The sequence below is a fragment of the Methylovulum psychrotolerans genome (assembly GCF_002923755.1).
In the GTDB taxonomy this organism is placed as follows: Bacteria; Pseudomonadota; Gammaproteobacteria; order Methylococcales; family Methylomonadaceae; genus Methylovulum; species Methylovulum psychrotolerans.
The window spans coordinates 68,232-90,956 of sequence record NZ_PGFZ01000007.1; the positions used below are offsets into that span (position 1 = coordinate 68,232).

Consider the following 22,725-nt stretch of genomic DNA (forward strand, 5'->3'; position numbering starts at 1 on the left):
TTCTAAGATAAGGGTGTGCCGTTCCGCCTGTGCCAGCGGATACGGCACGAGCCTATTTAATGTCGCACAAGACTGGCTTCGCTGGCAAGCGTTGTTTGCTCTTCTTGTTTGCGTGCGGTTAACCAAGCTAAGACCCGAATACTGAGTTTTTGGAAAGCGTCGTCTTGGACGGGTTTGGTCAGGTAGGTGGTGCAACCTGCCATAACGCCTTTAACTTCATCTAAGGGAGAGGTTTTTCCCGAAATCATAATAATGGGGGTTTTTTTATAGCGCGGATTGTTACGCAATTGGGTACAAGCTTCGTAACCGTCCATACCCGGCATCATGACATCCAAGAAAATAAGGTCATAGTGTTGGGCTTGCGCCATTGCCAAGGCGGTGATGCCGTCAGTGGCAAAATCGATGCCGCCGATTTGGGGCAGGCCGGACAGCTTTAGCTCCAATGCTTTTTGGATAGACAAGCTGTCATCCACCACTAGGGCGCGGTATTGATGGGGATCACTCAAAGCCGCTTGCATGGTTGGCGTTGGTATGCTGGGAACGGGAACGGCTTGTACCAGCTCTAGCCTGGGTGATGAGACTGGCTCAGGGCCCTGCGGGGCTTTGGCAATCGGTGGCGGTATCCTGTCCAGTACCGCCATAAGCCTGGCGGCGGTCAACATGCCCCGGATATGGTGCGGTGGTGGGTTATCGAGAGGCCCTTGGCTGAGAGCAATAACCGCGATGCTGCCGCCTGCGTTATTAATAAGGATGTCTTTTTTTATTAATGCTAAGGGGTTGTCATAGTTGACCAATAAAATATGGATGTTGGTTTCGGTGGCTGCAACTAAGCGGTAAGTTTGCTTGTCAGTTTTTTGCTGTTGAAACAATTGCTTAAGTTTGCTTTCTAGAGCTGCTCCGAAGCCTAAGGCAGAGACCGATAAAGGGGTGTTAGGGCGCATATCAGAAAGGTGTTGATGTTCTTGGCGCAGACTGTTCGCTTGCATAAGAAAGCTCCTATTTTTTAAATCCGGCTAAATAGCTTATGTTGGATAGCTATCTGTCATTTATATCAGTATTCGAGGCCTATAAAGCGCGTGGAAAAGGCGTTAATCTATAGTGCCGTTGCAAACACTGTCCACCGATTTTTAAATCGGCGGCACTTAGGGCTTTATGGCCTGGATACAGCAGTATGGGTTTTTTAAAGTTGGGTTTGCCTATCATCATGCAATAATGATGCCCGTATTTTTATTTAATATATATCAAAAGGTTGTCGTTTTGAAGAATAGTATAGGTGTTAGGTTTGTGATTTATGCACCATAATGATTGGTAATATCACCCATTTTTGCTTTATTTTGGTGCAACTTTGGTTGCAATAGTGCTGTGATGGTAAAGTGTGCGGGCAAACAGGCAAATTTAAGGTGTAGGTAGGCTGCTGGCGGACACTTTGTCGGTTATCCTACATACGGTGGGGCGAGTAGGAAACGGCTGTTCTGTAGTGGTGCAAAGGCTTTTAAACCATAGCCGCCGCGTCCCGTCAAGCTTTTCAGTTGAGTGGACTATTGGTAAGAGGCGTTGATAAACCCAAGCTGAAAGCAGGAGTAGCTGTTTAAAAAGTATTTGCCACAAAGCCCACGAAAAGCCTGATCGGTAAGGCTCTGCATTCTCGTGGCCAATGCGTTTGAAAGAATGGGTCTCAGCATCGGTGCGCTTAGGCTTTGACCCGGGTGATTTTTAAGACAATAGGCAATTCTTTTAAGCGGCGCATGATTTTTGCCAAATGCACACGGTCCCGTGCGGTCAGGGTAATCAGATCGATACAGACGCGGTCGTCTTGGTCGACGACGTTGACATTTTCGATATTGGAGTCCATGTCGGAAATGGTCGAGGCGATAGTGGCTAACGCGCCGCGCTGGTTCATGATGTCCAAACGCAATTCGGCAGGGAAGTCGCCGATGATGTCTTGGCTCCATTCGACATCCAGCCAACTGGTGTCTTTTTTGCGCAAGACTACGCGGTTGCGGCATTCATGGTGATGCACGACAATGCCGGTGCCGGGGTTGAAAAAGCCGATGATGGAGTCGCCGGGAATGGGGCGGCAACACTTGGCCAAGGTGATGACCATGCCCTCGGTGCCTTTGATAATCAGCGGCGTTTTGGGGATTTGTTCGTTATTGTCAAGCTTTATATTGGCGTTGATGTCGTCTTGGGTCAGTTGTTTAGCGACTAAAAACGGCATTTTGTTGCCTAGGCCAATATCTTCCAGCAGTTCATCTAGGGACGGTAGGTCGATAATTTTCAGCAAGGCTTTAATGCGTAATTTGTCGATGTCGTCAAGATGCAGGTTCATGCTTTGCAGTTCTTGTTCCAGCAAACGGCGACCCAAGTTGATGGCTTCTTGTTGCTTAAAGTTTTTTAGGTAGTTACGGATGCTGGAGCGGGCCTTAACGGTGGTGGCATAGTTTAGCCATAGGGGGTTAGGTCTGGCCCAAGCGGCGGTAATGACTTCTACGGTCATGCCGTTTTCCAGTTTGGTCTGTAAGGGCACCAGTTGCCGGTCGACCCGTGCGGACACGCAGGCGTTGCCGATGTCGGTATGGACGGCGTAGGCAAAATCGACGGTGGTCGCCCCGCGCGGCAGTTTGATGATCGCACCCTTAGGGGTGAAGACAAACACTTCCTGCGGGAACAGGTCGATTTTTAAGTTGTCGATAAACTCCAGCGAATCGCCTGCTGATTTTTGGATTTCCAATAAATCACGCAGCCATTCGTTAGCCAAGGCTTGGGCTTTTTCGGTTTTGTCGTCGTCGGATTTGTACAGCCAGTGGGCGGCGATACCGGATTCGGCCATGCGGTGCATGTCATGGGTACGGATTTGTATTTCTATGGGAGTGCCAAAGGGGCCCATCAATACCGAATGCAACGATTGGTAGCCGTTTTCTTTGGGTAGGGCGATATAATCCTTAAAACGCCCTGGGATAGGTTTATAGAGATTATGGATGACTCCCAGCACCCGGTAGCAGGTATCGACCGAGTCGCAATAAATTCTGAACGCATAAATGTCAAAAATATCCGATAAGAGAATTTTCTTATCGGTCATTTTTTTGAAAATGCTGTAGAGGTTTTTTTCCCGCCCCGCGACTTCGCAATTTAAGTGGGCTTCGGATAAGCGGTTTTTTATCGAGCTTTCGATGGTTTCCACAACTTTGCGGCGGTTGCCGCGTTCTTTTTTGACGGCTTTGTCCAGTTCTTGGTAGCGGTCCGGGTACATGGCGGCAAAGCTGAGCGATTCCAGTTTGTGCCGGATGTCGTTCATGCCTAGGCGGTTAGCGAGCGGGGCATAAATTTCTAGTGTTTCGTGGGCAATGCGTTCGCGTTTTTCGGCGGGCATTGCGCCGATGGTCTGCATATTATGCAGACGGTCGGCGAGTTTGACGATAATGACCCGCAGATCTTTGGCCATCGCCAAAAACATTTTGCGGACGTTTTCGGCTTGGGCTTCGGCGCGTGACTTATTGTCGATTTTGCCGAGTTTGGTCACGCCGTCAACCAGTTCGGCGACTTCTACGCCGAACTCATTGGCAAGCTGTTGTTTGCTGATATTACAGTCTTCTATGACATCGTGCAGGATGGCCGCCATAATGCCGTTGGCATCCATGTGCATTTCGGCGAGGCTAATCGCCACCGAAATCGGGTGGCAAATATAATCCTCGCCGCTTTTGCGCACTTGCCCCTGATGGACATTGGCGCCAAATTGGTAGGCGCGGACGCAGTCGTCGATCTGGCTTTGGTCAAGATAGAGCGACAAGGTGTCGCATAAGCGGCAGATTAGGACATCTTGGGGACGTTCAAGCACGGTCATAGGCAAGGGGCAATCAGAATGAGGGTGGATAATCCTGGATTTCGGTGGTGCGGTGCAATCGCTTGATGTTTTCGTTAGTGACATGCCCGGCGGCGATCTCACGCAAGGCCAGTACGGTGTCTTTATCTTTGGCGCGGGGCAGAAACTCGGTCGCACCTTGGCTGAGCTGACGTGCCCGCGTACTGGCGAGCAGCACCAGCTTGAAGCGGTTTTCCACATGTTCTAAACAATCTTCGATAGTAATTCTAGCCATTTTTAATCCTGTAATTAAATGAAAATCGGCGGCGGTGCGCCGTAAAAAATAAAAGTCCACCACACCTTACACCTGCTATGACTATAACAGAACTGGAAAAGTGCAGTGAACTTATATTAATTTGTCAGTGTGCCATTATAAATAATGGCGGGGGCTTATTGTCTGGATTTTAAGATGGCGACGGCCGGCAATTCTTTGCCTTCCAAAAATTCCAAAAATGCGCCGCCGCCTGTCGAGGTGTAGGACACATCGTTTTCAATGCCGAATTGGTCAATCGCCGCCAAGGTGTCGCCGCCGCCGGCAATGGAGAATGCAGGGCTTTCGGCAATGGCTTTTGCTAAGGTTTGGGTGCCGTGGCTGAATTGTTCGATTTCAAACACGCCGACCGGGCCGTTCCAGACGATAGTGCCGGCTGATTTTAACAGCTCGGCGTACTGGGCGGCGGTTTCTGGCCCGATGTCCAAGACCATATCATCAATTTCAATATCGGCGACTTTTTTCACGGTGGCGACGGCGGTGTCGGAAAATTCTTTGGCGCAGACCACGTCAACGGGGATAGGGATGTCGGAACCGGCTTTTTTTGCCGCTGCAATCAGGCTTTGGGCTTCGGCGATCAAATCCGGTTCATACAGGGATTTGCCGACCGGAAAGCCGGCCGCTGCGATAAAGGTATTGGCAATGCCGCCGCCGACAATCAGTTGGTCGACTTTTTCTGACAAGGATTTTAATACAGTCAGTTTGGTGGAGACTTTCGAGCCGCCGACAATCGCCACTAACGGTTTGGTAGGGGTTTCCAAGGCCTTACCGAGCGCGTCCAATTCGCTGGCCAGCAAGGGACCTGCGCAAACGATGGGGGCAAATTTGGCGACGCTATGGGTGGAGGCTTGCGCACGGTGGGCAGTACCAAAGGCATCCATGACGAAGATATCACACAATTTCGCCATTTTTTGTCCCAACTCGTCGCTGTTTTTTTCTTCGCCAACATTAAAGCGTACGTTTTCGCACAGGACAACTTCGCCCGGCACTATCGCTAAGCCTTCCAGCCAGTCTTTTTCCAGTCTGACCGGTTTGCCCAGCAAGCTGGCCAGACGTTCGGCGACCGGTTTTAATGAGGATTCTTCATCATAAATGCCTTCGGTAGGGCGGCCCAGATGGGACATGACAATCACGGCGGCTCCGGCTTCCAAAGCTTTTTCAATCGTGGGCACACTGGCTTGGATACGGATATCGCTGGTCACTTGGCCATTTTTTACGGGTACGTTCAGGTCTTGGCGGATTAACACCCGTTTGCCCGATAATTCCAGATCAACCATTCTTTGAATTGACATATTTTACTCTCGCTTGTGCTGTTAAATTAATTAATGGGTTTTCCATTTGATGGAGCAGCCAATACTGGGTATTTGCTGCGCTGGCCCCTGTCCGGTAGCGGCAATGGTTTGCATGGCTATAAATAGTTCGCGTATTGTATCAGGCGCGGCGGCTTGTTTGCGACTGGCATCTAAGCGGCCACGGTATTGCAATTGCAGGTTAGCGTTATAGCCGAAAAAATCCGGTGTGCAAACCGCCCCGTAGCGGCGGGCGACGTTTTGGCTTTCATCCAACAGGTAGGGAAACGGGTACTGGTGTTGCGCCGCCGCTAACCGCATATTCACGAATGAGTCGTCGGGATAGGCGGCGGTGTCGTTCGACATAATGGCGACCGAGCCGATGCCGATGCTTTGTAGGGCACGGGCATCGCGCACTATCCGGTCGTGGATGGCTTGGACATAAGGGCAGTGCTGGCAAATGAACATGACCAACAGGCCTTTAGGGCCACGGCAGTCGGCCAGCGACCAGGTACATCCGTCCACGCCCAACAGGGCGAAGTCGGGAGCGGGTTTGCCAAATTCGCAGACGGGAGGTTCTAAAGCCGCCATAACCAGACCCTACGCGCCGAATGACAGGTTGAGCAGTTCGTTGTCCAAGCGTCCGGCGCGGAAGCTTTTGCCGGAGTCGACGGCGGTGACAATGACGCTGGCGGGGCTGAACAGCATGGCATCAATCTTAAAGAAGTCGTATTGGTATTCTTTAAAGATTTTGGCGAACGGTTTGCCATAGTCTTTGGAGGTGGAACTGGGCAGTTGGTTAGCCAGTTGTTCCGCCGCGTCGTCGCCGCCTTTGACAAACAGGTGGACTAAGCCCGCAAACAAAATCGCGTCGTTGGTGCGTCCCATAGCGCCAACAAAGTTAGGGTGCGGCGGACAGACGGGGGCACTGCCGCTGCCGTCAATAATATTTTCCAGCGGAAAGTGCAGGGCATGGGCTTTGTGCATGGCCACTTCCAAGACCCGTCCTACCACTTGTACGCACCCAGCCAAGCTGCTGGTGGGGGTGACGATAATGGTCAGTTGCGCAGGGGCTAGGCCACAGGCGGCGGCGATTTTTTCGACGATTTCCACCGGCGGCAGTTTGTCGTTTTCAATGACCAGTACGGTTTGCTCGTGGCTGTCCTGATAGGCCAATTCTTTGTACAGTTCTTCGACAGGTTGGCTAACGCCGTCTTTGGTTTTGGTGGCCATAGCACGGGCGGGGCCTGAGCCTAGGGCGTAGTATTTTTCATGCGACAGGCTCCAGCCAGCATATTGGCTGCCCAAGCAGGCCAGCACGGGATTGGTGCTATAGACGTTGACGGTCAACGGCCAGTTATCGGTATAGTTGCTGTGCGACAAGCTGACGGTGCCCATGCCGCCCAGGCAGATTTCGGTGATGATGCGGCCTGCTTCCAAGCCGCCCGGCGCATTGATGCCGGCATCAATTAAGGTGCAGCCATTGTCTAGGGTATGCAGGTGCAATCTTAATTTGTCGGCATTATTAAGCAGTTCTTGTACTAAAGGCTGGGCAAGTTTATTGACGCTAGCGGTAAATTCCATGGGGCTGAAAACCTGTTTGTTCTGTTAATAAAGAGGGGTTATAGGCAAGGCAATTGGCGCAAAAGGGCGCGTTGTTGATATTGTAACTGTTCGTACACCATTTGTGCGGTTTTCTGGCGCACAAGTAGGCTGCAAATGGGCTGTCCGGTATGGCAGATAGTCCCCGCAGGCGGTAAATCCGCGCAGTTTTGTGGCCAAGCTAGCGTGTCTGGGATATAAACTGTTTCTTTTGCGTAAATAATCTGGTAGGCACACGCTTCAGTTCCGGCCTTGTCTTGATGATAAATTGTCGGCAGGTGGCCTGCACAAGCGTGGCGGTGCAGGCTGAGCAAGTCGCTGCCATAAAGCTGCATACTGGCCGAGGGGCGCGGGTTGATTTCCAGTACCCATAATGCCGTGCCGTCTTGGATAAAGTCCAGCGAATTGAGGCCTTTGAGGCCGAGTATCGGCACCAATTGGCTTAACCACGCAGTTATTAAGGCTTTATGCCGTGCGCTTAATGCCGTGCAGTTAATGAGTCCGGCAAACAAAAAACCGTCCGAGCCGGCCGCCGTTGTCCATTGCCGATGAAAGCCCAGCACTTGCAGGTGCTGCCCGTCGGCGAGAAATAATACCGAGTGGGGTAGTCCGGTTTGGTATTTTTGCCAATAGTTCTCTGCTAAGGGTTCCGCTTGCCAATGCCGTATGCCTAGCCCGCCTTGGCCGCATAAAGGTTTGCTTAACCAGCCGCCATCAGGGGCGGGCGGGGTAAATACGCTGTCCGGGTAAGGGATTTGTAAGCTGTCCAGTACCGCAAAAAAGGCTTGTTTGTTAACGGTATTAACGAAAACAGCCGGGGTATTGCCTATTAAGTGTAGCCGTTGGCTTAGATAAGACAAACTTTCTGGAAAAGATTCAAAGCCGCTGCCATAAATCAGGTCGAGGAGCGGATACTCGGCGAGTAAAGGCTCTAGGGCAGGGAGCAGGTCGTTTAGGCTTAGGGAGGCGACTTGCCGCCACGCGGTGGCATAGCGGCGGGTGTCGGTGTCGGCAAACAGATCGATGACGACCGCCTGAATACCTGCTTGGTAGGCGATTTGTGCCAGCATCCGTGCGGATGTGGCAATAATGAGCAGGTAAGGGGAGGGCATGTGCTAGGGAATCTGAGGTGTCAATTAGGAACCTGCATAAAATAACGTCGGCAAATCTTATCGTAAGGTGGTTTGTTATTTGGAGCGCGGGCATCTTGCCCGCAAGGGCGGGCAAGATGCCCGCGCTCCAAGATCCCTACGCTTTAGCGTTGCCTGGGTTATTGCCTATCTATTTCTTAAGGCACTTGGGCGGCTAAGGCGGCAAATAGGGCGTTGTGGCTAAGTATTGTCCACGAAAACATCTTTAAATAGTGATATTAATTTGGCTTGCGGCAATTTGCCGCAATGGCGGTGGTGTCCGGTTCGGAGAAAATACCTGACTACGGCGTTTGCCAAGAATCCGCCCATGCTATACTGACACCCTCTGCAATACTAGGCAGAAGCTTCTAAAATTAATAACTGGAAAAGATAAATGACTGTTAGCGTTGATGATTTCAAAAAAGCGTTGCAACTGTGGGGCAGCGGTGTTTCGGTAGTGACGACCTGCTCGGAAAAGTTCGGTAATCAAGGCATGACGGTCACGGCCTTTACCAGCGTGTCGGTCAGTCCGCCGCAAATTTTGGTGTGTTTGAACGCCTTGGCAGATACGGGCGAAGGCATTGGCGAAAGTGGGCGGTTTGCCGTTAATATTTTGACTGACGCGCAACAGGAGATGTCCAATCAGTTCGCAGGCGGCAGTAGCCAAGCGCAACGGTTTGCCAACACGCCTTGGCAATTGGGTGGGAGCGGTGTGCCGGTGCTGACTGAAAGCTTGATGTCGTTGGAATGCACGGTGGTTGAGAAAGTCCGTGCGGGTACGCATTGGATTGTGGTCGGTGAGGTGCAATACAGCCATTGCCGCGAAGGTGCGCCTTTGCTGTATTACTGTGGCGCTTATCGGCAGTTGGCGGACAGTTAGGTGTTCCGCCTTAGGCCGATTGTCTAAGGCGTGCACAATTGGGCGGATGTTGCCGGGGCCGGGCTAACATCCGTCCGTTGCCTGGGGCTTAGAAATGGATAAAGATCAGAGAGGCTTTGCAGGTAAGGTCAAAATATTTGCTGCTGTTGACAACGCCGATGTAAGGGCCGCCGATAAAGGGCGTGGCAATGGTGGTGATGGCCAATTGGCTGGTGAATTTGGCTTCGCTGACGACCTCGCCTAGGGAGTTTACGCCTAAGTTAATGGTCGGGATGATGAAGGAAGCTTTTTTAATTTCGACATCAGGCATGAATTTGATCGTGGTTGAGGTGACGGTGCCGAGGGTGGTGGCTTTGCTTTCGATGCCCTTGCCATCAGCGGTGTATTTTTTGTTGCCGAAGGCGAAGTTGAGTTGGCTGCTGCCGATACCGTAGGATTTGTCATAAAAACTTACGGAAATATTGTCGCCTTTGCATTCATAATAATTGGGCGTATCCGCTTGGGCTTGTGCGCCGCTTAATGCCAATAATAGGGTTGCCATAGTGGCTGACAGGGTTTTTACAGACATGGTAGGTTCCTCAAAATGATGGGTTAGGGAGTATCTGCCGTTAGCCGACAGCTCGGCTAACGGCAGATGCGCTTAAGATACGCTAAGGATGGTGAATGCAATGTTAACTACGAGAAATGGTGGATAAGCCGTTTACTGCTAAGTGTTTGGCCGATTTATTTTAGCTTCGCGCCGTGTTGGATAACGGGGTTGGTTGCTGCTATGTTGTCGCGGTATTTATCGGCGGCGTGTTGGATTGGTGCGCCGACTTCCGGGTTTTTGAAGGCGTTTTCAGGGGTGGCGGCGAATTGCTTTAAAGAATCTTCGTCATTTATTTGGGGTACCCAAGCCGCAAGGTTTTGGCTGCTTTCGATAGGGGCATCTTTAGCATAATCGATAAGTATTTGGGTGGCGTTAGGCGAGTTTATGCTGGCTAAACCGCGGCCACTGGCATCAAAAGCGGCGCTGCCTATGGGCTCTTGCTCCAGGCCTTTGGCTAATGCGGCGGCGGCGGCGGGGTTGCGTATTTGTGGGATGGCGCTGAAAGCCCCTTCTTGTTTGGCGCGGCGGGTCGCTTCGCTGTCTTGGCTGGTGTTGGTTGTGGAAACGGTCTGTAATAATTGCGCTACCCCTTTGGGTGCGCCGATGCTGGCGATGGCTTTTGCCAAGGCCGCTAAAAATTCCACGTCGTTGCGCATGGGATTATCCCATGCCGCTTCTAAGGTCGGTGACAGCTCTTCATGAAATTGCCCGCCCCAACGGTTATCGCCAATGCGGGCGATGCTTTGCAGCACTAAAACCGATAACGACGGGTCGAGTTCCAAATCGGCAAAATCCAGTAATTGGTTTAGGGCTTCCGGGGTGGCGGTGTCAGTCAGTAAATCGAGCAGGATCGCTTTGTTTGCCAACGGTTCGTTCGGGTGCAAAACATGAGTGCTGATGCGTAAGTATACGTCGGGGTCGGGCTGTTGGCGTAGGCTTTCAGCCAGTTGCGCGGCTAAGATCGGGGCTTGTTGGCGTTCTTGTCGGGACAGGGCTGTTTCCAGTTGTTGCCAGTCGTTTAACGCTGTGGGGTTATTGGCGGGCGGCAAACTGATGTGCAGTTCGGTGCTGGGCGCTTGATCTACGGCACTTTGCCTTAGGTGGCTTGCGTGTTTGTGTCGGGGTGGGTGGCCGCTTTGGGTCTTGTCGGCTGTCGCGCGGTTGGCTCCGAATTGACTGATGGCTTGGTAGGCTTGCCTGCTGCCTAAGCTGACCATCAGGGTGAGGATTAAGCAGGCAATAAGAGGCAAAGGGCGGACTGTCACTTCGCCAGCCACCAGGATTGGGTCAGTTGTGCCAGTCCAGAGCTGAGCAGGGCATCTTGTTCGGGTGCCGCCGTTAGGCTGAGGGTGGCGGCGCGGCGGGTGCGCGGGTGCATTAGGGTTGGCCGGCTGGCGTTGCTGTCCTGTTGCGCTTGCAAGGCCAGTAAGCCGATGACATGCTTGCGTTGTTCGCTGCCTGTTTGTAAAAACGCTTCGGCGGCAAGAATGCCTTGTGCTTGCCCGACTAAGGCTAAGCGGACATTCGGGTGGCGGTCGGTTATGCCCAGCACCGCCGCGCGTACTTCATGACCTAGGCGGGTATAAGCCACGCGCTTGTCAGGCTTGGCGACCACCAAGGTGGCCGGACCGTCAGATTGGCTGGCGGTGGCGGCCAACAGATCGTAATAGCCGAAAGCGATGCGGTAGCAGTAGACGTGGTTGTCGGGGTCGGAAGAATCGTCACCTAAGACGACGCCGCCGTAGATAATCGGGCAAAGGTTATTAAAACGCTGTTTGGCAAATTCATTCCAAACGGTATGCCGCTCGTTTTCGCCATGCAACAATAAGAGCGCTTTGGCGGGTTTGGCCGAGGCGGCGGATTTGATGAAGCGTACCCCGATATGATGGTTATCGGTGGCTTTTAGGGTGCATAACGGCCCTTGGGTAGCGGCGCAATCGCCCGTCCAAGCTTGGAGGCGGTAGCCTTTATCAGGTATGGCGAACAGGCTGGTTAGGGTGTCGCTAGGGGCTTCGATAAGGCAACCGGAGGCACAGTCTACGCTGGTAGGCAGGGCGGCGATATGCCCGCCGACCCCATCCTCGACGTATAGGCTTAAGGTGGCGGCGGTGGCGGGTAAGCTGAAAGCCCAAAGCCATAGCCATACCAGCTGTTGCAGAAGGGATTTTTTCATCTGTTTGCTCATAGAGAAGTAGTGGGATAAAAATCGGGTGACGTTTAAACGTTGTGGGTTTTTCTCCATAATACCGGACAATAGCCGCTTGTGCGAGGCGCTTTTTTTGTTAACAAACCGTTCACAATTAAGCTGTTAGAATCGGCTATTTTGGGGTTATGCTGGGCTTTTGCCGATTCTTGGTGCGGCAGGGCTTTCTGAGTAGATGAGGAATGGGCGATTATGCGTATTTTGATTATTGAAGATGAAACCGACATCCGCAGCCAAATCCGGCGGCAGCTTGAAAAAGAGGGCTATCGCATTGATGAAACGGGCGATGGCTTGGAAGGGCTGTATTTTGCCCAAGAATATCCGGTGGATGCCGCGATTATTGATTTGGGTCTGCCGCGCTTGTCGGGATTGGACATTATCAAACGCTTGCGCGGGCAAGGCAGTACCTTACCCGTGTTGGTGTTGACGGCGCGGGGGCGTTGGCAAGAACGGGTCGAGGGTTTGGAGGCGGGGGCGGATGATTATCTGGCGAAGCCGTTTCAAATGGAAGAGCTGTCCGCCCGTTTGAAGGCGCTACTGCGTCGGGTGGTGGGTGCGCCGCAATCGCTGTTGGATTGCGGCTATTTGGTATTGAACTTGGCAACCCAACGGGTAACGATGGATGGGCAGTTGATTGAATTGACGGGTTTTGAGTATCGGATGCTGGAATATTTGGCGCAACAACAGGGTAAAATCGTTTCTAAAGACGACTTGGTCGATTATCTTTATCCCCACGACACTGACCCCGAAAGTAATGTGCTGACGGTATTGGTCGGGCGTTTGCGGCGTAAACTCGACCCCGACGGCCTGCGTAATCCGATTGAAACCCTGCGCGGGCGCGGTTATCGCTTAGTGTAGGCCCGTGTTCGGCATGATGAATTCCCTGTATTTCCGGCTTAATCTGACCGCCATTGTGGTGTTGGTGATATTTTTAGGTGTCACAGGAGCGGTGTTAGACCGTGCTTTTAGTGAAACGGCCCGTTTGGCGTTGCGTGGGCAGATGCTGGGGCAGCTCTATCAATTGCTGGCCGCCGCTGTGGTGGATGAGGCAGGCCAACTGATTATGCCTTTACCGACCCATTTGCCTTATAGCCAATTGGCTTTACCGGATTCGGGCTTGGCGGCGTTTGTCAGTAACCAAAGCGGCGATAAGGTGTTGTGGCGGTCGCCGTCTATTTTGGCAAGGCCGTTGCCTAGCGTGTTGCCGTTACAGATCGGTGAGCAGCGGTGGCAGGATATAGAGCAGGACGGCAAAACGTATTGTCTGTTAGGGTTTGGCTTTCAGCGCACCCTGAAAACCGGCTTGGCGGTGTTCAATTTTTATTTGCGGGACGAACTTGCGCCTGTGCAGGAACAAATCATCCAGTATCGGCAACGCTTATGGGGTGGTTTGGCGTTGACGGCACTATTATTGTTGGCTTCGCAAATCTGGCTGTTGCACTGGGGCTTAAAGCCCTTGCGGCGGGTCAGGTCGGAACTGAATGCGATTGAAGCGGGCGAATGCCAACAGCTTAACGGCACCTATCCTAGGGAGGTCGGGCAATTGACTGACCGTATCAATAGCCTGTTAGCCGCTGAGCGGGCGCGTCAGACCCGCTACCGCAACGCTTTAGCAGATTTGGCGCATAGCCTGAAAACGCCGCTGGCGGTATTGTTGGGGGCGATTGACCAACCGGAGACTTTGCCGGAATCGGTCACGGAACAAAGCACCCGGATGATGCGGATTGTCGAACGGCAATTGCAACGTGCAGGTACGGCCAACCATTCCGCCACCGCTCCCGCCATTGCCGTGCCGCCAGTTGCCGATAGACTGACGGCTTCCTTATGTAAGGTATACCGCGATAAACAGATTAGTGTCCATAACCGGATGGATGCGTCGGTACGTTTTCGTTGCGACGAGGCTGATTTGATCGAAATGCTCGGCAATCTGCTCGATAATGCCTTTAAATGGTGCCATTCGCGGGTCGAAATTCAGGGTTACAAAGACCATCAGCACCTGTTGATCGGTATTCATGATGATGGGCCGGGTATTCATCCCCAGCTGATTGCCCATATCCTCCAACGCGGGGGGAGGGCGGATGAGTCTATCCCAGGCCACGGCTTGGGCTTAAGTGTGGTGGCGGAAATCGTCACAGCTTACCAAGGTACGTTGCGGGTTGAGGCGAGCGGTTTGGGCGGGGCGGCGGTGATTATGGAGTTTTTGTTGTAAGGGCAATCATTTTGTGGTTGCCCTCATTCTTTGTCGTTAGGGCTTAATCAATAAACCGTTTGGTTATATCCGCGTAAGCATCAATACGGCGGTCGCGCAGGAACGGCCAGATTTGTCTGACGCGCTCTGTCCTGGCGCTGTCCAGTGTCCAGGTCAAAAGGGTGTCGTCGGTGGCGGTGGCGCGGCTGAGGATTTCCCCTTGCGGGCCGGCGATGAAGCTGTTGCCCCAGAATTGGATGCCCTTGTCGGAATCGGGGGCTTTTTCAAAACCGATGCGGTTGCAGGCGATGACGGGCAGGCCGTTGGCGACGGCGTGGCCGCGTTGGACGGTGACCCACGCTTCTAATTGCCGTTGCTGTTCGGCTTCGGTGTCTTCCATATCCCAGCCGATGGCGGTGGGGTAGATCAGCAGTTCCGCACCCGCTAAGGCCATGAGCCGCGCCGCTTCGGGATACCATTGGTCCCAGCAGATTAACACGCCCAATTTGCCGATGGAGGTTTGGATGGGAGTGAAGCCTAAATCGCCGGGGGTGAAGAAATATTTTTCGTAAAAGCCCGGGTCGTCGGGGATGTGCATTTTCCGGTATTTGCCGGCGATGCTGCCGTCTTTGTCGAACACGACGGCGGTGTTGTGGTAGAGGCCGGGGGCGCGTTTTTCAAAAATAGTTGAGACAATGACCACGCCCGCTTGTTTGGCGGCATCCGCTAAGATGGCTGTGGTGGGGCCAGGAATGGCTTGGGCGAGGTCAAAATGGTTATAATCTTCGTTTTGGCAAAAATACGGCCCCAGATGCAGTTCCGGCAGGATGACCAGATCGGCTTTGTTGGCTGCTGCTGCGTGGATTTGGGCGATGGAATAGTCCAGATTGGTCTGGCGGTCTGCGTTGCAGGGCTGTTGCACTGCGCTAACGGTTAAGGATGCTTTCATGGTCGCGGTTAAGCTATTGGGTAGTTTTTAATCGGTATAGTTTATAACGATTTGCCCAAAAATTTGAGAAGTGGCACACATTATTCGACGGGAAAGCATTAATGCAATAACATAGCCATTATCGGAAAACGGCCTGCTATTATGAGAATACTGACTTACACCACTTTATACCCCAATGATGTGCAGTTACGCCACGGCATATTTGTCGAACAGCGCCTTAGGCATTTGCTGGCACAAAAGCATGTAGAGGCTAAGGTGGTCGCCCCGGTGCCGTGGTTTCCGTCAAGCGCCAAGCTATTTGGCGCGTATGGCGATTATGCGCGGATTAGCCGCCAAGAACAGCGGCACGGTATCGACATTTATCATCCGCGCTATGCGGTGATCCCTAAGTTTGGCATGATGGTCTCGCCCGCGCTGTTGGCGGCGGCGAGCTTGCCGTTACTCAAGCGGCTGATTGCCGACGGGTATGATTTTGATGTGCTGGATGCGCATTATTTTTATCCTGATGGTGTGGCGGCGGCTTTGTTGGCAAAAGCCTTAGGCAAGCCGTTGGTCATTACCGCGCGGGGTACGGATATTAACTTGATCCCGCAACAGGCTGTGCCTAAAAAGATGATTTTATGGGCGGCACGGCAAGCCGGGCAGATCATTACTGTTTGCGAAGCTTTGCGCTCGGAAATGATCGCGCTGGGTGTGCCCGGCGAAAAAATCCATGCCTTGCGCAATGGCGTGGATTTGCAGGTTTTTTGTCCGCAAGACCGCACCGCATTGCGTCAGGCCATGAATTTGCATAAGCCGACCTTATTGTCGGTCGGGCATTTGATCGAGCGCAAAGGCCACCATTTGGTGATTGAAGCCCTGCAACAGTTGCCTGGCTATGAGTTGTTGATTGCGGGTGACGGCGAAGAGTCGGCTAATCTGCAAGCGTTGGTGGCGCGTTTGGGCTTAAGTGAACGGGTGCGTTTTTTAGGCGCGTTGACGCATCAGCAACTGAGGGATGTTTATAATGCCGCCGACGCGCTGGTGTTGGCCTCTAGCCGCGAAGGGTGGGCGAATGTCTTGCTGGAGGCGATGGCTTGCGGCACACCGGTAGTGGCGACCGCGATTTGGGGTACGCCGGAAGTGGTGCGCACCCCTGCCGCTGGCGTGTTGGTCGGGCAACGCACGGCTAGGGCACTTGCCGAAGGTGTGCAGGCTTTGTTTGCCCAGTATCCGCACCGCCCCGATACCCGCGCCTATGCGGAAAAATTTTCTTGGGATGATACAGTGGCGGGGGTTTACGCGCTGCTCGACAGCCTATTGCCTAGCCCGCACCATTAAGTTTCGCCCTTATTTTTTTAGCACAAGATGAAAATTCTCTATCACCATCGGATTGCCTCCAAAGATGGGCAATATGTCCATATTGAAGAACTGATCACCGCCTTAAGGGCTTTGGGCCATGAGGTTATTATGGCCGAGCCGGACGCTATAGAGCATAAAGGCTTTGGCAGCAGTTCCGGGTCGGTAAAAATGATCCGTACCCTGTTGCCGGGTTTTTTGCACGAGTTTATTGAATTTGCCTACGCGCTGTTTGATTTCGCCAAAATCGTGCCGTTGATGCTTAAGCATAAGCCGGATGTGATTTACGAGCGTTACAATCTGTTTTTGCCGTCCGGCATTTGGGCGAAAAAACTCTTTAAGGTGCCGTTGTTGCTGGAAGTCAACGCGCCGCTGTATGCCGAGCGTAAAAAGCATGACGGCATCCAATTGGATTGGCTGGCAAAATGGACGGAGTCTTATGTCTGGCGGCAAGCCGACTATGTGTTGCCCGTGACGCAGGTCTTGGCTGACCAAGTCATTGCCGCCGGTGCGTCGGCGGCTAGCATTAGGGTTATCCCTAATGGCATTAACCAAGCGCGTTTCAGCCACGCTATCGATAGCGCTACAGTGCTGGACAAGTACGGTCTGCACAACAAGCTGGTGTTGGGTTTTACCGGTTTTGTCCGCGACTGGCATCGGCTAGATAAGGTGGTGCAAGCCATTGCTGATAATAAAGGCCGCGCTTGGCATTTATTGCTGGTCGGCGACGGCCCGGCCCGCGCCGCCATTGAGCAACAGGCGGCGGATTTGGGCATCAGCGAGCATATCACCATTACCGGTATTATTGACCGTGATGAGGTGGCCAATTATGTCGCGGCGTTTGATATTGCCCTGCAACCGGATGTGGTCGAATATGCTTCGCCCTTGAAGCTGTTTGAATATATGGTCTTGGGCAAGGCGATTATTGCCCCTGACCGTGCCAATATCCGTGAGATATTGACGCACGGCCAAGACGCGCTGTTGTTCGACCCCGCACAAGAGCAGGCTTTTACCGAACAGTTGTGTGCTTTGTGCTTAGACGGGGACTTACGCCAGCGGCTAGGCAAGGCCGCCGCGCAAACCTTGGCGGAAAAGGGCCTATATTGGCAGGAAAATGCCAAGCGGGTCGTCACCTTGCTAGAAGACAGGAAAAACGATAAGTAAAAAAAACAACACACAGCCCTTTTTTCACTCTTGACAGTTAGACGATTGCTACCCTTAGGAAAACAACATGAAAGTGACAGTATTTGGTTCTGGTTATGTAGGTCTGGTTACGGGCGTTTGCTTGGCGGAAGTCGGTAATGATGTGCTCTGCATTGATGTCGATGAAGCCAAAATAGCGAATTTGCGCCAAGGTATCGTGCCTATTTTTGAACCGGGGTTGGAAGACATGGTCAAGGATAACCAAAGGGCCGGACGCTTGAAATTTACCACCCATATTTTGGAGGCGGTAGCGCACGGGGTCTTCCAGTTTATCGCCGTGGGTACGCCCCCCGATGAAGACGGTGGCGCCGATCTGCAATATGTTTTGGCGGTCGCCAAATCCATCGCCGAAAACATGATGGAGTATCGGGTGATTGTCGATAAGTCCACCGTCCCTGTCGGTACGGCCGACCGGGTGAAGGCAGTGATTGAGCAAGTCCAGGCGGCACGGGTGGTCGATGTGCCTTATGATGTGGTGTCTAACCCCGAATTCTTAAAAGAGGGTGCGGCGATTGATGATTTTATGAAGCCTGACCGGATTATTATCGGTACCGATAACCCGAAGGCGGAAAAGCTGTTGAAAGCGTTGTATGCGCCGTTTAACCGCAACCATGAGCGGATTATCACGATGGATGTACGTTCGGCGGAGTTGACCAAATATGCCGCCAATGCCATGTTGGCGACTAAAATCAGCTTTATGAACGAATTGGCGAATCTGGCGGAACGCTTGGGCGCAGATATTGAAAAAGTGCGTAACGGCATCGGTTCCGATTCCCGCATCGGTTATTCGTTTATTTATCCGGGTTGCGGCTATGGCGGCTCGTGCTTCCCGAAAGACGTTAAGGCGTTAGAACACACTGCCCAGCAAATGGGTTATGAGGCAGAGCTGTTGCAAGCGGTGGAAAACGTCAATAATCGCCAGAAACAAGTGCTGTTCTCGAAAGTATCGGCGCATTACCACGGTGATTTGCAAGGCAAAACCTTTGCGATGTGGGGCTTGGCGTTCAAACCCAAAACCGACGATATGCGCGAAGCGCCCAGCCGCGTTATTTTGGAGGCATTGATTGCCGCTGGTGCGTCTGTCCGCGCTTATGACCCTGAAGCGATGCTGGAGGCGAAGCGGATTTATGGCGATAAGCCCGGTCTGACGCTGGTGGAGTCCGCCGAAGAAGCCCTGACCGATGCCAACGCCTTGCTGGTTGTGACCGAATGGAAAAACTTTTGGAGCCCTGATTTTGATTTGATTAAGGCGAGCTTGAAAGACGGGGTGATTTTTGACGGCAGAAACTTGTATAAGCCAGAATTGCTCAAAGAAATGGGCTTTACCTATTATGGTATCGGCAGGGCTTAAGCGTTTGGCGGCGTTATGAGCGGCGATGAGCTGATCGACCAGTTTTTGGATGCCGCGTGGGCAGAGCAGGGCTTAAGCGAGAATACCCTGTCCGCCTACCGTAGCGACTTGCGCATTTTTGCCAAATGGTTGGCGGGCAAGCCTTTGCTGGAAGTGGATAACGGGCAGGTGGCGGGCTTTCTCGGCAGCCGTTATAAAGACGGTATCGGCAGCCGCTCTTCGGCGCGGATTTTGTCCAGCTTGCGGCGTTTTTACGGCTATTATATCCGCGAAAACCGTATCAGCGCCGACCCGACCGCGCTGATTGCTTCGCCGCACATCGGCCACCCTTTGCCGATGTCCTTATCGGAAAACGATGTGGAGTTGCTGCTGGCCGCCCCCGAAGTCAGCAGTCCGCTGGGCTACCGCGATAAGACCATGCTGGAAATGCTCTATGCCACGGGTTTGCGGGTGACTGAGCTGGTCGATTTGAAGTTTGAGCAAGTCAGTTTCCGGCAGGGTGTGGTGCGGGTGACGGGGAAGGGTAATAAGCAACGCCTGATTCCGGTCGGCGAAGAGGCGATGAGCTGGCTGGAAGGCTATATGGGGCAAGCCCGCAAAGCCATCTTGGGCGAGCGCCAAAGCGATTATCTGTTTGTCACCAGCCGCGCCAGTAATATGACGCGGCAAGCCTTTTGGCATCTTATCAAACGTCATGCCCTGAAAGCGGGCATCAGCAAAGAACTGTCGCCGCATACCCTACGCCATGCCTTCGCCACCCATCTGCTCAACCACGGCGCGGATTTGCGCGTCGTGCAACTGCTGCTGGGGCATTCGGATTTGTCCACGACACAGATTTACACCCATGTCGCTAACCAGCGGTTGAAGGAATTACATGCCCAGTATCATCCTAGGGGGTGATGTTGCATCTGTGCGTCTTAATATCCATGAATATGTCTAATCGGCGGAGATAGCGATGGCTCAACGTAAATTGATCAGTTTTGATTGGGCGATGAAGCGCTTATTGCGCAGTAAGGCCAATTTTGAAGTCTTGGAAGGCTTTTTGTCGGAATTGTTGAAGGACGATATTGAGATTTTGGAAATATTGGAAAGCGAGGGCAATAAGGCGACGCATGATGATAAGCTGAACCAAGTCGATCTGAAGGTGAAAAACCGTAACGGGGAGATTATTTTGGTGGAGGTGCAGCATGACCGGGAGTTGGATTATTTGCACCGTATCCTGTATGCCAGTTCCAAAACGATTACCGAGCATCTGAAAGAGGGCGATGCGTATCAAGAGGTGGTGAAGGTGGTTTCGGTGAGCATCCTGTATTTTGATTTAGGGCAGGGGCAAGATTATGTGTACCACGGCAAGACCGATTTTATCGGCATCCACCAGCATGACCATTTGCAATTGAACAGCCGCCAGCAGCGGATGTTTAATAAGCAGCAGGCTTATGCGATTTTTCCCGAATATTATTTGCTTAAGGTCAACCAGTTTGACGGTGTGGCGCGGGACAGTTTGGACGAATGGATGTATTTTTTGAAAAACGGCGAAATTAAGGAAGATTTTGCCGCTAAGGGTCTGAAAAAAGCCCAAGAGGTGATGGCTGTCCTTAAGCTGTCGGATGCCGAACGCGCCCAGTATGAGCGTTATGTCGATTACATGCACTATGAGGCGAGCATGTCATGGTCTTTGTATCAGGATGGCCGTTTTGACGGTATCGCCGAGGGTATCGAGCAAGGGCTTGAACAGGGGCGGCAAGAGGCGATGTTGAATTTGGCAAAGAATATGAAGCAAGCGGGCGAGAGCTTGGAAAAAATCGCCAGTTATACGGGGTTGGGCTTGGCGCAATTGCAACAGCTTTGATTTTATCGTCTAGGGGTATGAGCCATGATTGATTGGAATGTCACTTACGCCGCCATTTGGCGGCAACGCAAAGAATACCTGCGCCCGGTGCGCCACATTGATCCTATCCAATTGGATGATTTATTGGGGATTGACGGTAAAAAACAGTTGCTGGTGGACAATACGGAACGCTTTCTGGCGGGCAAGCCCGCCAACAACGCTTTGTTGTGGGGTTCGCGGGGTACGGGAAAATCGTCGTTAATCAAAGCCTTGCTGAATGCTTATAAAATCGCTGGCTTGCGCCTGATTGAAGTGGATAAGCAAGATTTGGTGTATTTGCCGGAAATTGTCGATGACATCCGCGAACTCCCCCAACGCTTTATCATTTACTGTGATGATCTGTCTTTTGAATCTGGCGATAGCCATTACAAATCGTTAAAAAGCGTGCTTGAAGGCTCGGTTGAGCTGCCGCCGGACAATGTCTTGGTTTATGCCACCTCCAACCGTCGGCATTTGCTGCCGGAGTTGATGAAAGATAACCTCGATTCCCATTTAGTCGATAGGGAAGTGCATTATTCGGACACGGTAGAAGAAAAAACCTCGCTGTCTGACCGTTTTGGCCTGTCGTTAGGGTTTTATCCGCAAACGCCCCCAGCGTATTTGGCTATTGTCGATAGCCTTTTTCCTGAGGTGGCGGACGCTGCCCGCGCCAGCCTGCATAAAGCCGCCTTGGATTTTGCCCATCAACGTGCGTCAAAAAGCGGGCGGACAGCTAAGCAGTTTTATAATGCGTTTGTCGGCACGGCTTTTGTTTGACGGATGTGCCGGGTGGCTCGGCTTTTACTTTTATTTTTTAACAAACGAAACGGACATTAACCATGACAAGCCTTATCCATCCCTCCGCTTATATTGCCCCTGATGCCAAACTCGGCGATAACGTCACTGTCGGCCCGTTTGCCGTCATCGAAAGTGCGGTGGAAATTGGTGATAACTGTAACATCGGCGCGCAGGCCGTGGTGCAGCCTTATGTCAAAATGGGCGCGGGCAATATATTGCACCCACACGCGGTATTGGGTGGTTTGCCACAGGACACTGGCTTTAAGGCAGAAACGTTGTCATGGTTAATTTGCGGGGATAATAATGTGTTCCGCGAAGGCTTTACCGCTCACCGCGCCAGTAAGGCGGATGGGGAAACCCGTATCGGTTCGGGCTGTTATTTTATGAGCAATAGCCATGTCGCCCATGATTGTGATGTCGGCGATAAAACCATTTTTGCCAATAACGTGGCGATAGGCGGGCATGTCCAGGTCGGCAATAATGTTTTTATGGGCGGGGCGGTGGTCGCGCACCAATTTTGCCGCATCGGGGCTTTTGCGATAGTGCAGGGGACAACGGGCTTAAATATGGATGTGATTCCCTTTACGCTGATTGGTGGCCGTCCTGCTAGACATTATAAGCTCAATACCATTGGCTTAAGACGGGCGGGCATTACGGGCGAGCGTTATAACGTCTTAGCCGCTGCGTTCCGTTTATTGCGGAATAAACAGAGTTTGGACGGCTTACAGGAAACCGAAGAATTGCTGATGCTGAAAGCCTGGTTGGCGGTGAAGTCCAAACGTGGCCTGCATGGCTTTATGTCGCTTGATGATTAGCGCGTTAAGGCTGGCAGTAGTGTGCCTGCACCCGTTGTATTAATCCTTCCCTATTTAATTCCATGACTTCGGCGGCCAGTAAGTTATTGACGCTGGTATAGATTAAGGTAAGGCTGTTGACTCCGGTAACGACGTGCAATAATTGGAAAGCCAGTTCGGGATATTTTGCTAAGCCTTGGGCAAAATAGCCAGCCAAGGCGGTTTTGCCGTGGACGGTGCCGTCTGAGCTGTTTTGTAGGGCGACGATAAACGGGCTGGTAAAGCTAATGTCTTCGGCGTAATGGCTGAGAATGTCGGGCAAGTCGTGGCGGTTCCAGGCATTAAGCCAAGCTTGGGCTAGGGTATTGGCGTGGGATTGGGTTAACATGATGGTATTGGGCTTAAGTTGTTTTA

22 protein-coding genes are annotated in these 22,725 nt (G+C 52.3%); 10 read left to right on the forward strand and 12 right to left on the reverse strand.

The annotated features are described in order from the left end of the window. Positions 1-56: 56 nt before the first annotated feature. The 7 genes from AADEFJLK_RS14970 to AADEFJLK_RS15000 all read right to left on the reverse strand — a co-directional run bounded on the left by AADEFJLK_RS14970 (position 57) and on the right by AADEFJLK_RS15000 (position 8,133). On the reverse strand, positions 57-986 hold the full coding sequence (locus AADEFJLK_RS14970; protein WP_088620242.1) for a response regulator: 930 nt from the start codon (positions 984-986) through the stop codon (positions 57-59). A gap of 704 nt (positions 987-1,690) precedes the next feature. Next, positions 1,691-3,841, reverse strand: a complete 2,151-nt coding sequence (locus tag AADEFJLK_RS14975; RefSeq protein WP_088620243.1) for a RelA/SpoT family protein — start codon at positions 3,839-3,841, stop codon at positions 1,691-1,693. A gap of 13 nt (positions 3,842-3,854) precedes the next feature. Further along, positions 3,855-4,094, reverse strand: coding sequence for a DNA-directed RNA polymerase subunit omega (rpoZ, locus tag AADEFJLK_RS14980; RefSeq protein ID WP_088621654.1), 240 nt, complete (start codon positions 4,092-4,094; stop codon positions 3,855-3,857). Between the two features lie 155 nt (positions 4,095-4,249). Further along, the gene (locus AADEFJLK_RS14985; protein WP_088620244.1) at positions 4,250-5,422 is read right to left on the reverse strand and encodes a phosphoglycerate kinase; all 1,173 of its coding nucleotides are present in this window, start codon (positions 5,420-5,422) and stop codon (positions 4,250-4,252) included. Positions 5,423-5,452: 30 nt separating this feature from the next. Further along, on the reverse strand, positions 5,453-6,010 hold the full coding sequence (locus AADEFJLK_RS14990; protein WP_103974827.1) for a thioredoxin family protein: 558 nt from the start codon (positions 6,008-6,010) through the stop codon (positions 5,453-5,455). Between the two features lie 9 nt (positions 6,011-6,019). Next, positions 6,020-7,003 carry a methenyltetrahydromethanopterin cyclohydrolase gene (gene mch / locus AADEFJLK_RS14995; protein WP_088620246.1) on the reverse strand — a complete coding sequence of 328 codons (984 nt, stop codon included), beginning with the start codon at positions 7,001-7,003 and terminating at the stop codon, positions 6,020-6,022. A 38-nt stretch (positions 7,004-7,041) separates the two neighbouring features. After that, entirely contained in the window at positions 7,042-8,133 is a 1,092-nt protein-coding gene (locus AADEFJLK_RS15000) for an ATP-grasp domain-containing protein (protein WP_103974828.1), read from the reverse strand. Positions 8,134-8,545: 412 nt separating this feature from the next. Here AADEFJLK_RS15000 and AADEFJLK_RS15005 point away from each other — a divergent pair, with 412 nt between their 5' ends. Continuing rightward, positions 8,546-9,031, forward strand: a complete 486-nt coding sequence (locus tag AADEFJLK_RS15005; RefSeq protein WP_103974829.1) for a flavin reductase family protein — start codon at positions 8,546-8,548, stop codon at positions 9,029-9,031. Between the two features lie 88 nt (positions 9,032-9,119). On the opposite strand, the gene AADEFJLK_RS15010 is transcribed toward AADEFJLK_RS15005, so the two are convergent. The 3 genes from AADEFJLK_RS15010 to AADEFJLK_RS15020 form a co-directional block, all read right to left on the reverse strand. Continuing rightward, a complete protein-coding gene (locus AADEFJLK_RS15010; RefSeq protein ID WP_103974830.1) occupies positions 9,120-9,599 on the reverse strand; it encodes a hypothetical protein in 480 nt (159 codons plus the stop codon). A gap of 155 nt (positions 9,600-9,754) precedes the next feature. Then, positions 9,755-10,885: a hypothetical protein gene (locus tag AADEFJLK_RS15015; protein ID WP_088621198.1), complete on the reverse strand. Its 1,131-nt coding sequence runs from the start codon at positions 10,883-10,885 to the stop codon at positions 9,755-9,757. Then, positions 10,882-11,793, reverse strand: coding sequence for a hypothetical protein (locus tag AADEFJLK_RS15020; RefSeq protein ID WP_146054620.1), 912 nt, complete (start codon positions 11,791-11,793; stop codon positions 10,882-10,884). The genes AADEFJLK_RS15015 and AADEFJLK_RS15020 overlap by 4 nt, the downstream gene beginning before the upstream one ends. 222 nt (positions 11,794-12,015) lie before the next feature. On the opposite strand from AADEFJLK_RS15020, the gene AADEFJLK_RS15025 reads away from it, so the two are divergent. After that, complete coding sequence (locus AADEFJLK_RS15025; RefSeq protein WP_088621196.1) at positions 12,016-12,681, forward strand: response regulator transcription factor; 666 nt, start codon at positions 12,016-12,018, stop codon at positions 12,679-12,681. Between the two features lie 13 nt (positions 12,682-12,694). Beyond that, entirely contained in the window at positions 12,695-14,032 is a 1,338-nt protein-coding gene (locus tag AADEFJLK_RS15030) for an ATP-binding protein (protein WP_088621195.1), read from the forward strand. Between the two features lie 43 nt (positions 14,033-14,075). On the opposite strand, the gene AADEFJLK_RS15035 is transcribed toward AADEFJLK_RS15030, so the two are convergent. Continuing rightward, a complete protein-coding gene (locus tag AADEFJLK_RS15035; RefSeq protein WP_088617975.1) occupies positions 14,076-14,960 on the reverse strand; it encodes a carbon-nitrogen hydrolase in 885 nt (294 codons plus the stop codon). Between the two features lie 141 nt (positions 14,961-15,101). Here AADEFJLK_RS15035 and AADEFJLK_RS15040 point away from each other — a divergent pair, with 141 nt between their 5' ends. The 7 genes from AADEFJLK_RS15040 to lpxA all read left to right on the forward strand — a co-directional run bounded on the left by AADEFJLK_RS15040 (position 15,102) and on the right by lpxA (position 22,332). Next, positions 15,102-16,280 carry a glycosyltransferase family 4 protein gene (locus AADEFJLK_RS15040; RefSeq protein WP_103974833.1) on the forward strand — a complete coding sequence of 393 codons (1,179 nt, stop codon included), beginning with the start codon at positions 15,102-15,104 and terminating at the stop codon, positions 16,278-16,280. A 27-nt stretch (positions 16,281-16,307) separates the two neighbouring features. Then, positions 16,308-17,462 (forward strand): glycosyltransferase family 4 protein, encoded by a 1,155-nt coding sequence (locus AADEFJLK_RS15045; RefSeq protein WP_103974834.1) that lies wholly within the window; start codon positions 16,308-16,310, stop codon positions 17,460-17,462. 67 nt (positions 17,463-17,529) lie between these two features. Beyond that, the gene (locus AADEFJLK_RS15050; RefSeq protein ID WP_088617972.1) at positions 17,530-18,852 is read left to right on the forward strand and encodes a UDP-glucose dehydrogenase family protein; all 1,323 of its coding nucleotides are present in this window, start codon (positions 17,530-17,532) and stop codon (positions 18,850-18,852) included. A gap of 15 nt (positions 18,853-18,867) precedes the next feature. Next, the gene (gene xerD / locus AADEFJLK_RS15055; protein ID WP_088617971.1) at positions 18,868-19,752 is read left to right on the forward strand and encodes a site-specific tyrosine recombinase XerD; all 885 of its coding nucleotides are present in this window, start codon (positions 18,868-18,870) and stop codon (positions 19,750-19,752) included. A 55-nt stretch (positions 19,753-19,807) separates the two neighbouring features. Next, positions 19,808-20,701 carry an Rpn family recombination-promoting nuclease/putative transposase gene (locus AADEFJLK_RS15060; RefSeq protein ID WP_088617970.1) on the forward strand — a complete coding sequence of 298 codons (894 nt, stop codon included), beginning with the start codon at positions 19,808-19,810 and terminating at the stop codon, positions 20,699-20,701. A gap of 24 nt (positions 20,702-20,725) precedes the next feature. Next, positions 20,726-21,496, forward strand: coding sequence for an ATP-binding protein (locus AADEFJLK_RS15065; protein WP_103974835.1), 771 nt, complete (start codon positions 20,726-20,728; stop codon positions 21,494-21,496). 62 nt (positions 21,497-21,558) lie between these two features. Continuing rightward, the gene (gene lpxA, locus AADEFJLK_RS15070; protein ID WP_088617968.1) at positions 21,559-22,332 is read left to right on the forward strand and encodes an acyl-ACP--UDP-N-acetylglucosamine O-acyltransferase; all 774 of its coding nucleotides are present in this window, start codon (positions 21,559-21,561) and stop codon (positions 22,330-22,332) included. 4 nt (positions 22,333-22,336) lie between these two features. On the opposite strand, the gene AADEFJLK_RS15075 is transcribed toward lpxA, so the two are convergent. Then, a complete protein-coding gene (locus AADEFJLK_RS15075; protein ID WP_088617967.1) occupies positions 22,337-22,699 on the reverse strand; it encodes a nuclear transport factor 2 family protein in 363 nt (120 codons plus the stop codon). Positions 22,700-22,725: the final 26 nt, after the last annotated feature.

What these genes read in the sequence shown, in the direction of transcription:
- AADEFJLK_RS14990 (WP_103974827.1), bottom strand. Translation starts at nt 6,010, where the DNA reads ATGGCGGCTTTAGAACCTCCCGTCTGCGAATTTGGCAAACCCGCTCCC.
- AADEFJLK_RS15050 (WP_088617972.1), top strand. Translation starts at nt 17,530, where the DNA reads ATGAAAGTGACAGTATTTGGTTCTGGTTATGTAGGTCTGGTTACGGGC.
- AADEFJLK_RS14975 (WP_088620243.1), bottom strand. Translation starts at nt 3,841, where the DNA reads ATGACCGTGCTTGAACGTCCCCAAGATGTCCTAATCTGCCGCTTATGC.
- AADEFJLK_RS15035 (WP_088617975.1), bottom strand. Translation starts at nt 14,960, where the DNA reads ATGAAAGCATCCTTAACCGTTAGCGCAGTGCAACAGCCCTGCAACGCA.
- AADEFJLK_RS15065 (WP_103974835.1), top strand. Translation starts at nt 20,726, where the DNA reads ATGATTGATTGGAATGTCACTTACGCCGCCATTTGGCGGCAACGCAAA.
- AADEFJLK_RS15025 (WP_088621196.1), top strand. Translation starts at nt 12,016, where the DNA reads ATGCGTATTTTGATTATTGAAGATGAAACCGACATCCGCAGCCAAATC.
- AADEFJLK_RS15060 (WP_088617970.1), top strand. Translation starts at nt 19,808, where the DNA reads ATGGCTCAACGTAAATTGATCAGTTTTGATTGGGCGATGAAGCGCTTA.
- xerD (WP_088617971.1), top strand. Translation starts at nt 18,868, where the DNA reads ATGAGCGGCGATGAGCTGATCGACCAGTTTTTGGATGCCGCGTGGGCA.
- mch (WP_088620246.1), bottom strand. Translation starts at nt 7,003, where the DNA reads ATGGAATTTACCGCTAGCGTCAATAAACTTGCCCAGCCTTTAGTACAA.
- lpxA (WP_088617968.1), top strand. Translation starts at nt 21,559, where the DNA reads ATGACAAGCCTTATCCATCCCTCCGCTTATATTGCCCCTGATGCCAAA.
- AADEFJLK_RS15000 (WP_103974828.1), bottom strand. Translation starts at nt 8,133, where the DNA reads ATGCCCTCCCCTTACCTGCTCATTATTGCCACATCCGCACGGATGCTG.
- AADEFJLK_RS14985 (WP_088620244.1), bottom strand. Translation starts at nt 5,422, where the DNA reads ATGTCAATTCAAAGAATGGTTGATCTGGAATTATCGGGCAAACGGGTG.
- AADEFJLK_RS15020 (WP_146054620.1), bottom strand. Translation starts at nt 11,793, where the DNA reads ATGAAAAAATCCCTTCTGCAACAGCTGGTATGGCTATGGCTTTGGGCT.
- AADEFJLK_RS15030 (WP_088621195.1), top strand. Translation starts at nt 12,695, where the DNA reads ATGATGAATTCCCTGTATTTCCGGCTTAATCTGACCGCCATTGTGGTG.
- AADEFJLK_RS15040 (WP_103974833.1), top strand. Translation starts at nt 15,102, where the DNA reads ATGAGAATACTGACTTACACCACTTTATACCCCAATGATGTGCAGTTA.
- AADEFJLK_RS15010 (WP_103974830.1), bottom strand. Translation starts at nt 9,599, where the DNA reads ATGTCTGTAAAAACCCTGTCAGCCACTATGGCAACCCTATTATTGGCA.
- AADEFJLK_RS15075 (WP_088617967.1), bottom strand. Translation starts at nt 22,699, where the DNA reads ATGTTAACCCAATCCCACGCCAATACCCTAGCCCAAGCTTGGCTTAAT.
- AADEFJLK_RS15045 (WP_103974834.1), top strand. Translation starts at nt 16,308, where the DNA reads ATGAAAATTCTCTATCACCATCGGATTGCCTCCAAAGATGGGCAATAT.
- rpoZ (WP_088621654.1), bottom strand. Translation starts at nt 4,094, where the DNA reads ATGGCTAGAATTACTATCGAAGATTGTTTAGAACATGTGGAAAACCGC.
- AADEFJLK_RS14970 (WP_088620242.1), bottom strand. Translation starts at nt 986, where the DNA reads ATGCAAGCGAACAGTCTGCGCCAAGAACATCAACACCTTTCTGATATG.
- AADEFJLK_RS15005 (WP_103974829.1), top strand. Translation starts at nt 8,546, where the DNA reads ATGACTGTTAGCGTTGATGATTTCAAAAAAGCGTTGCAACTGTGGGGC.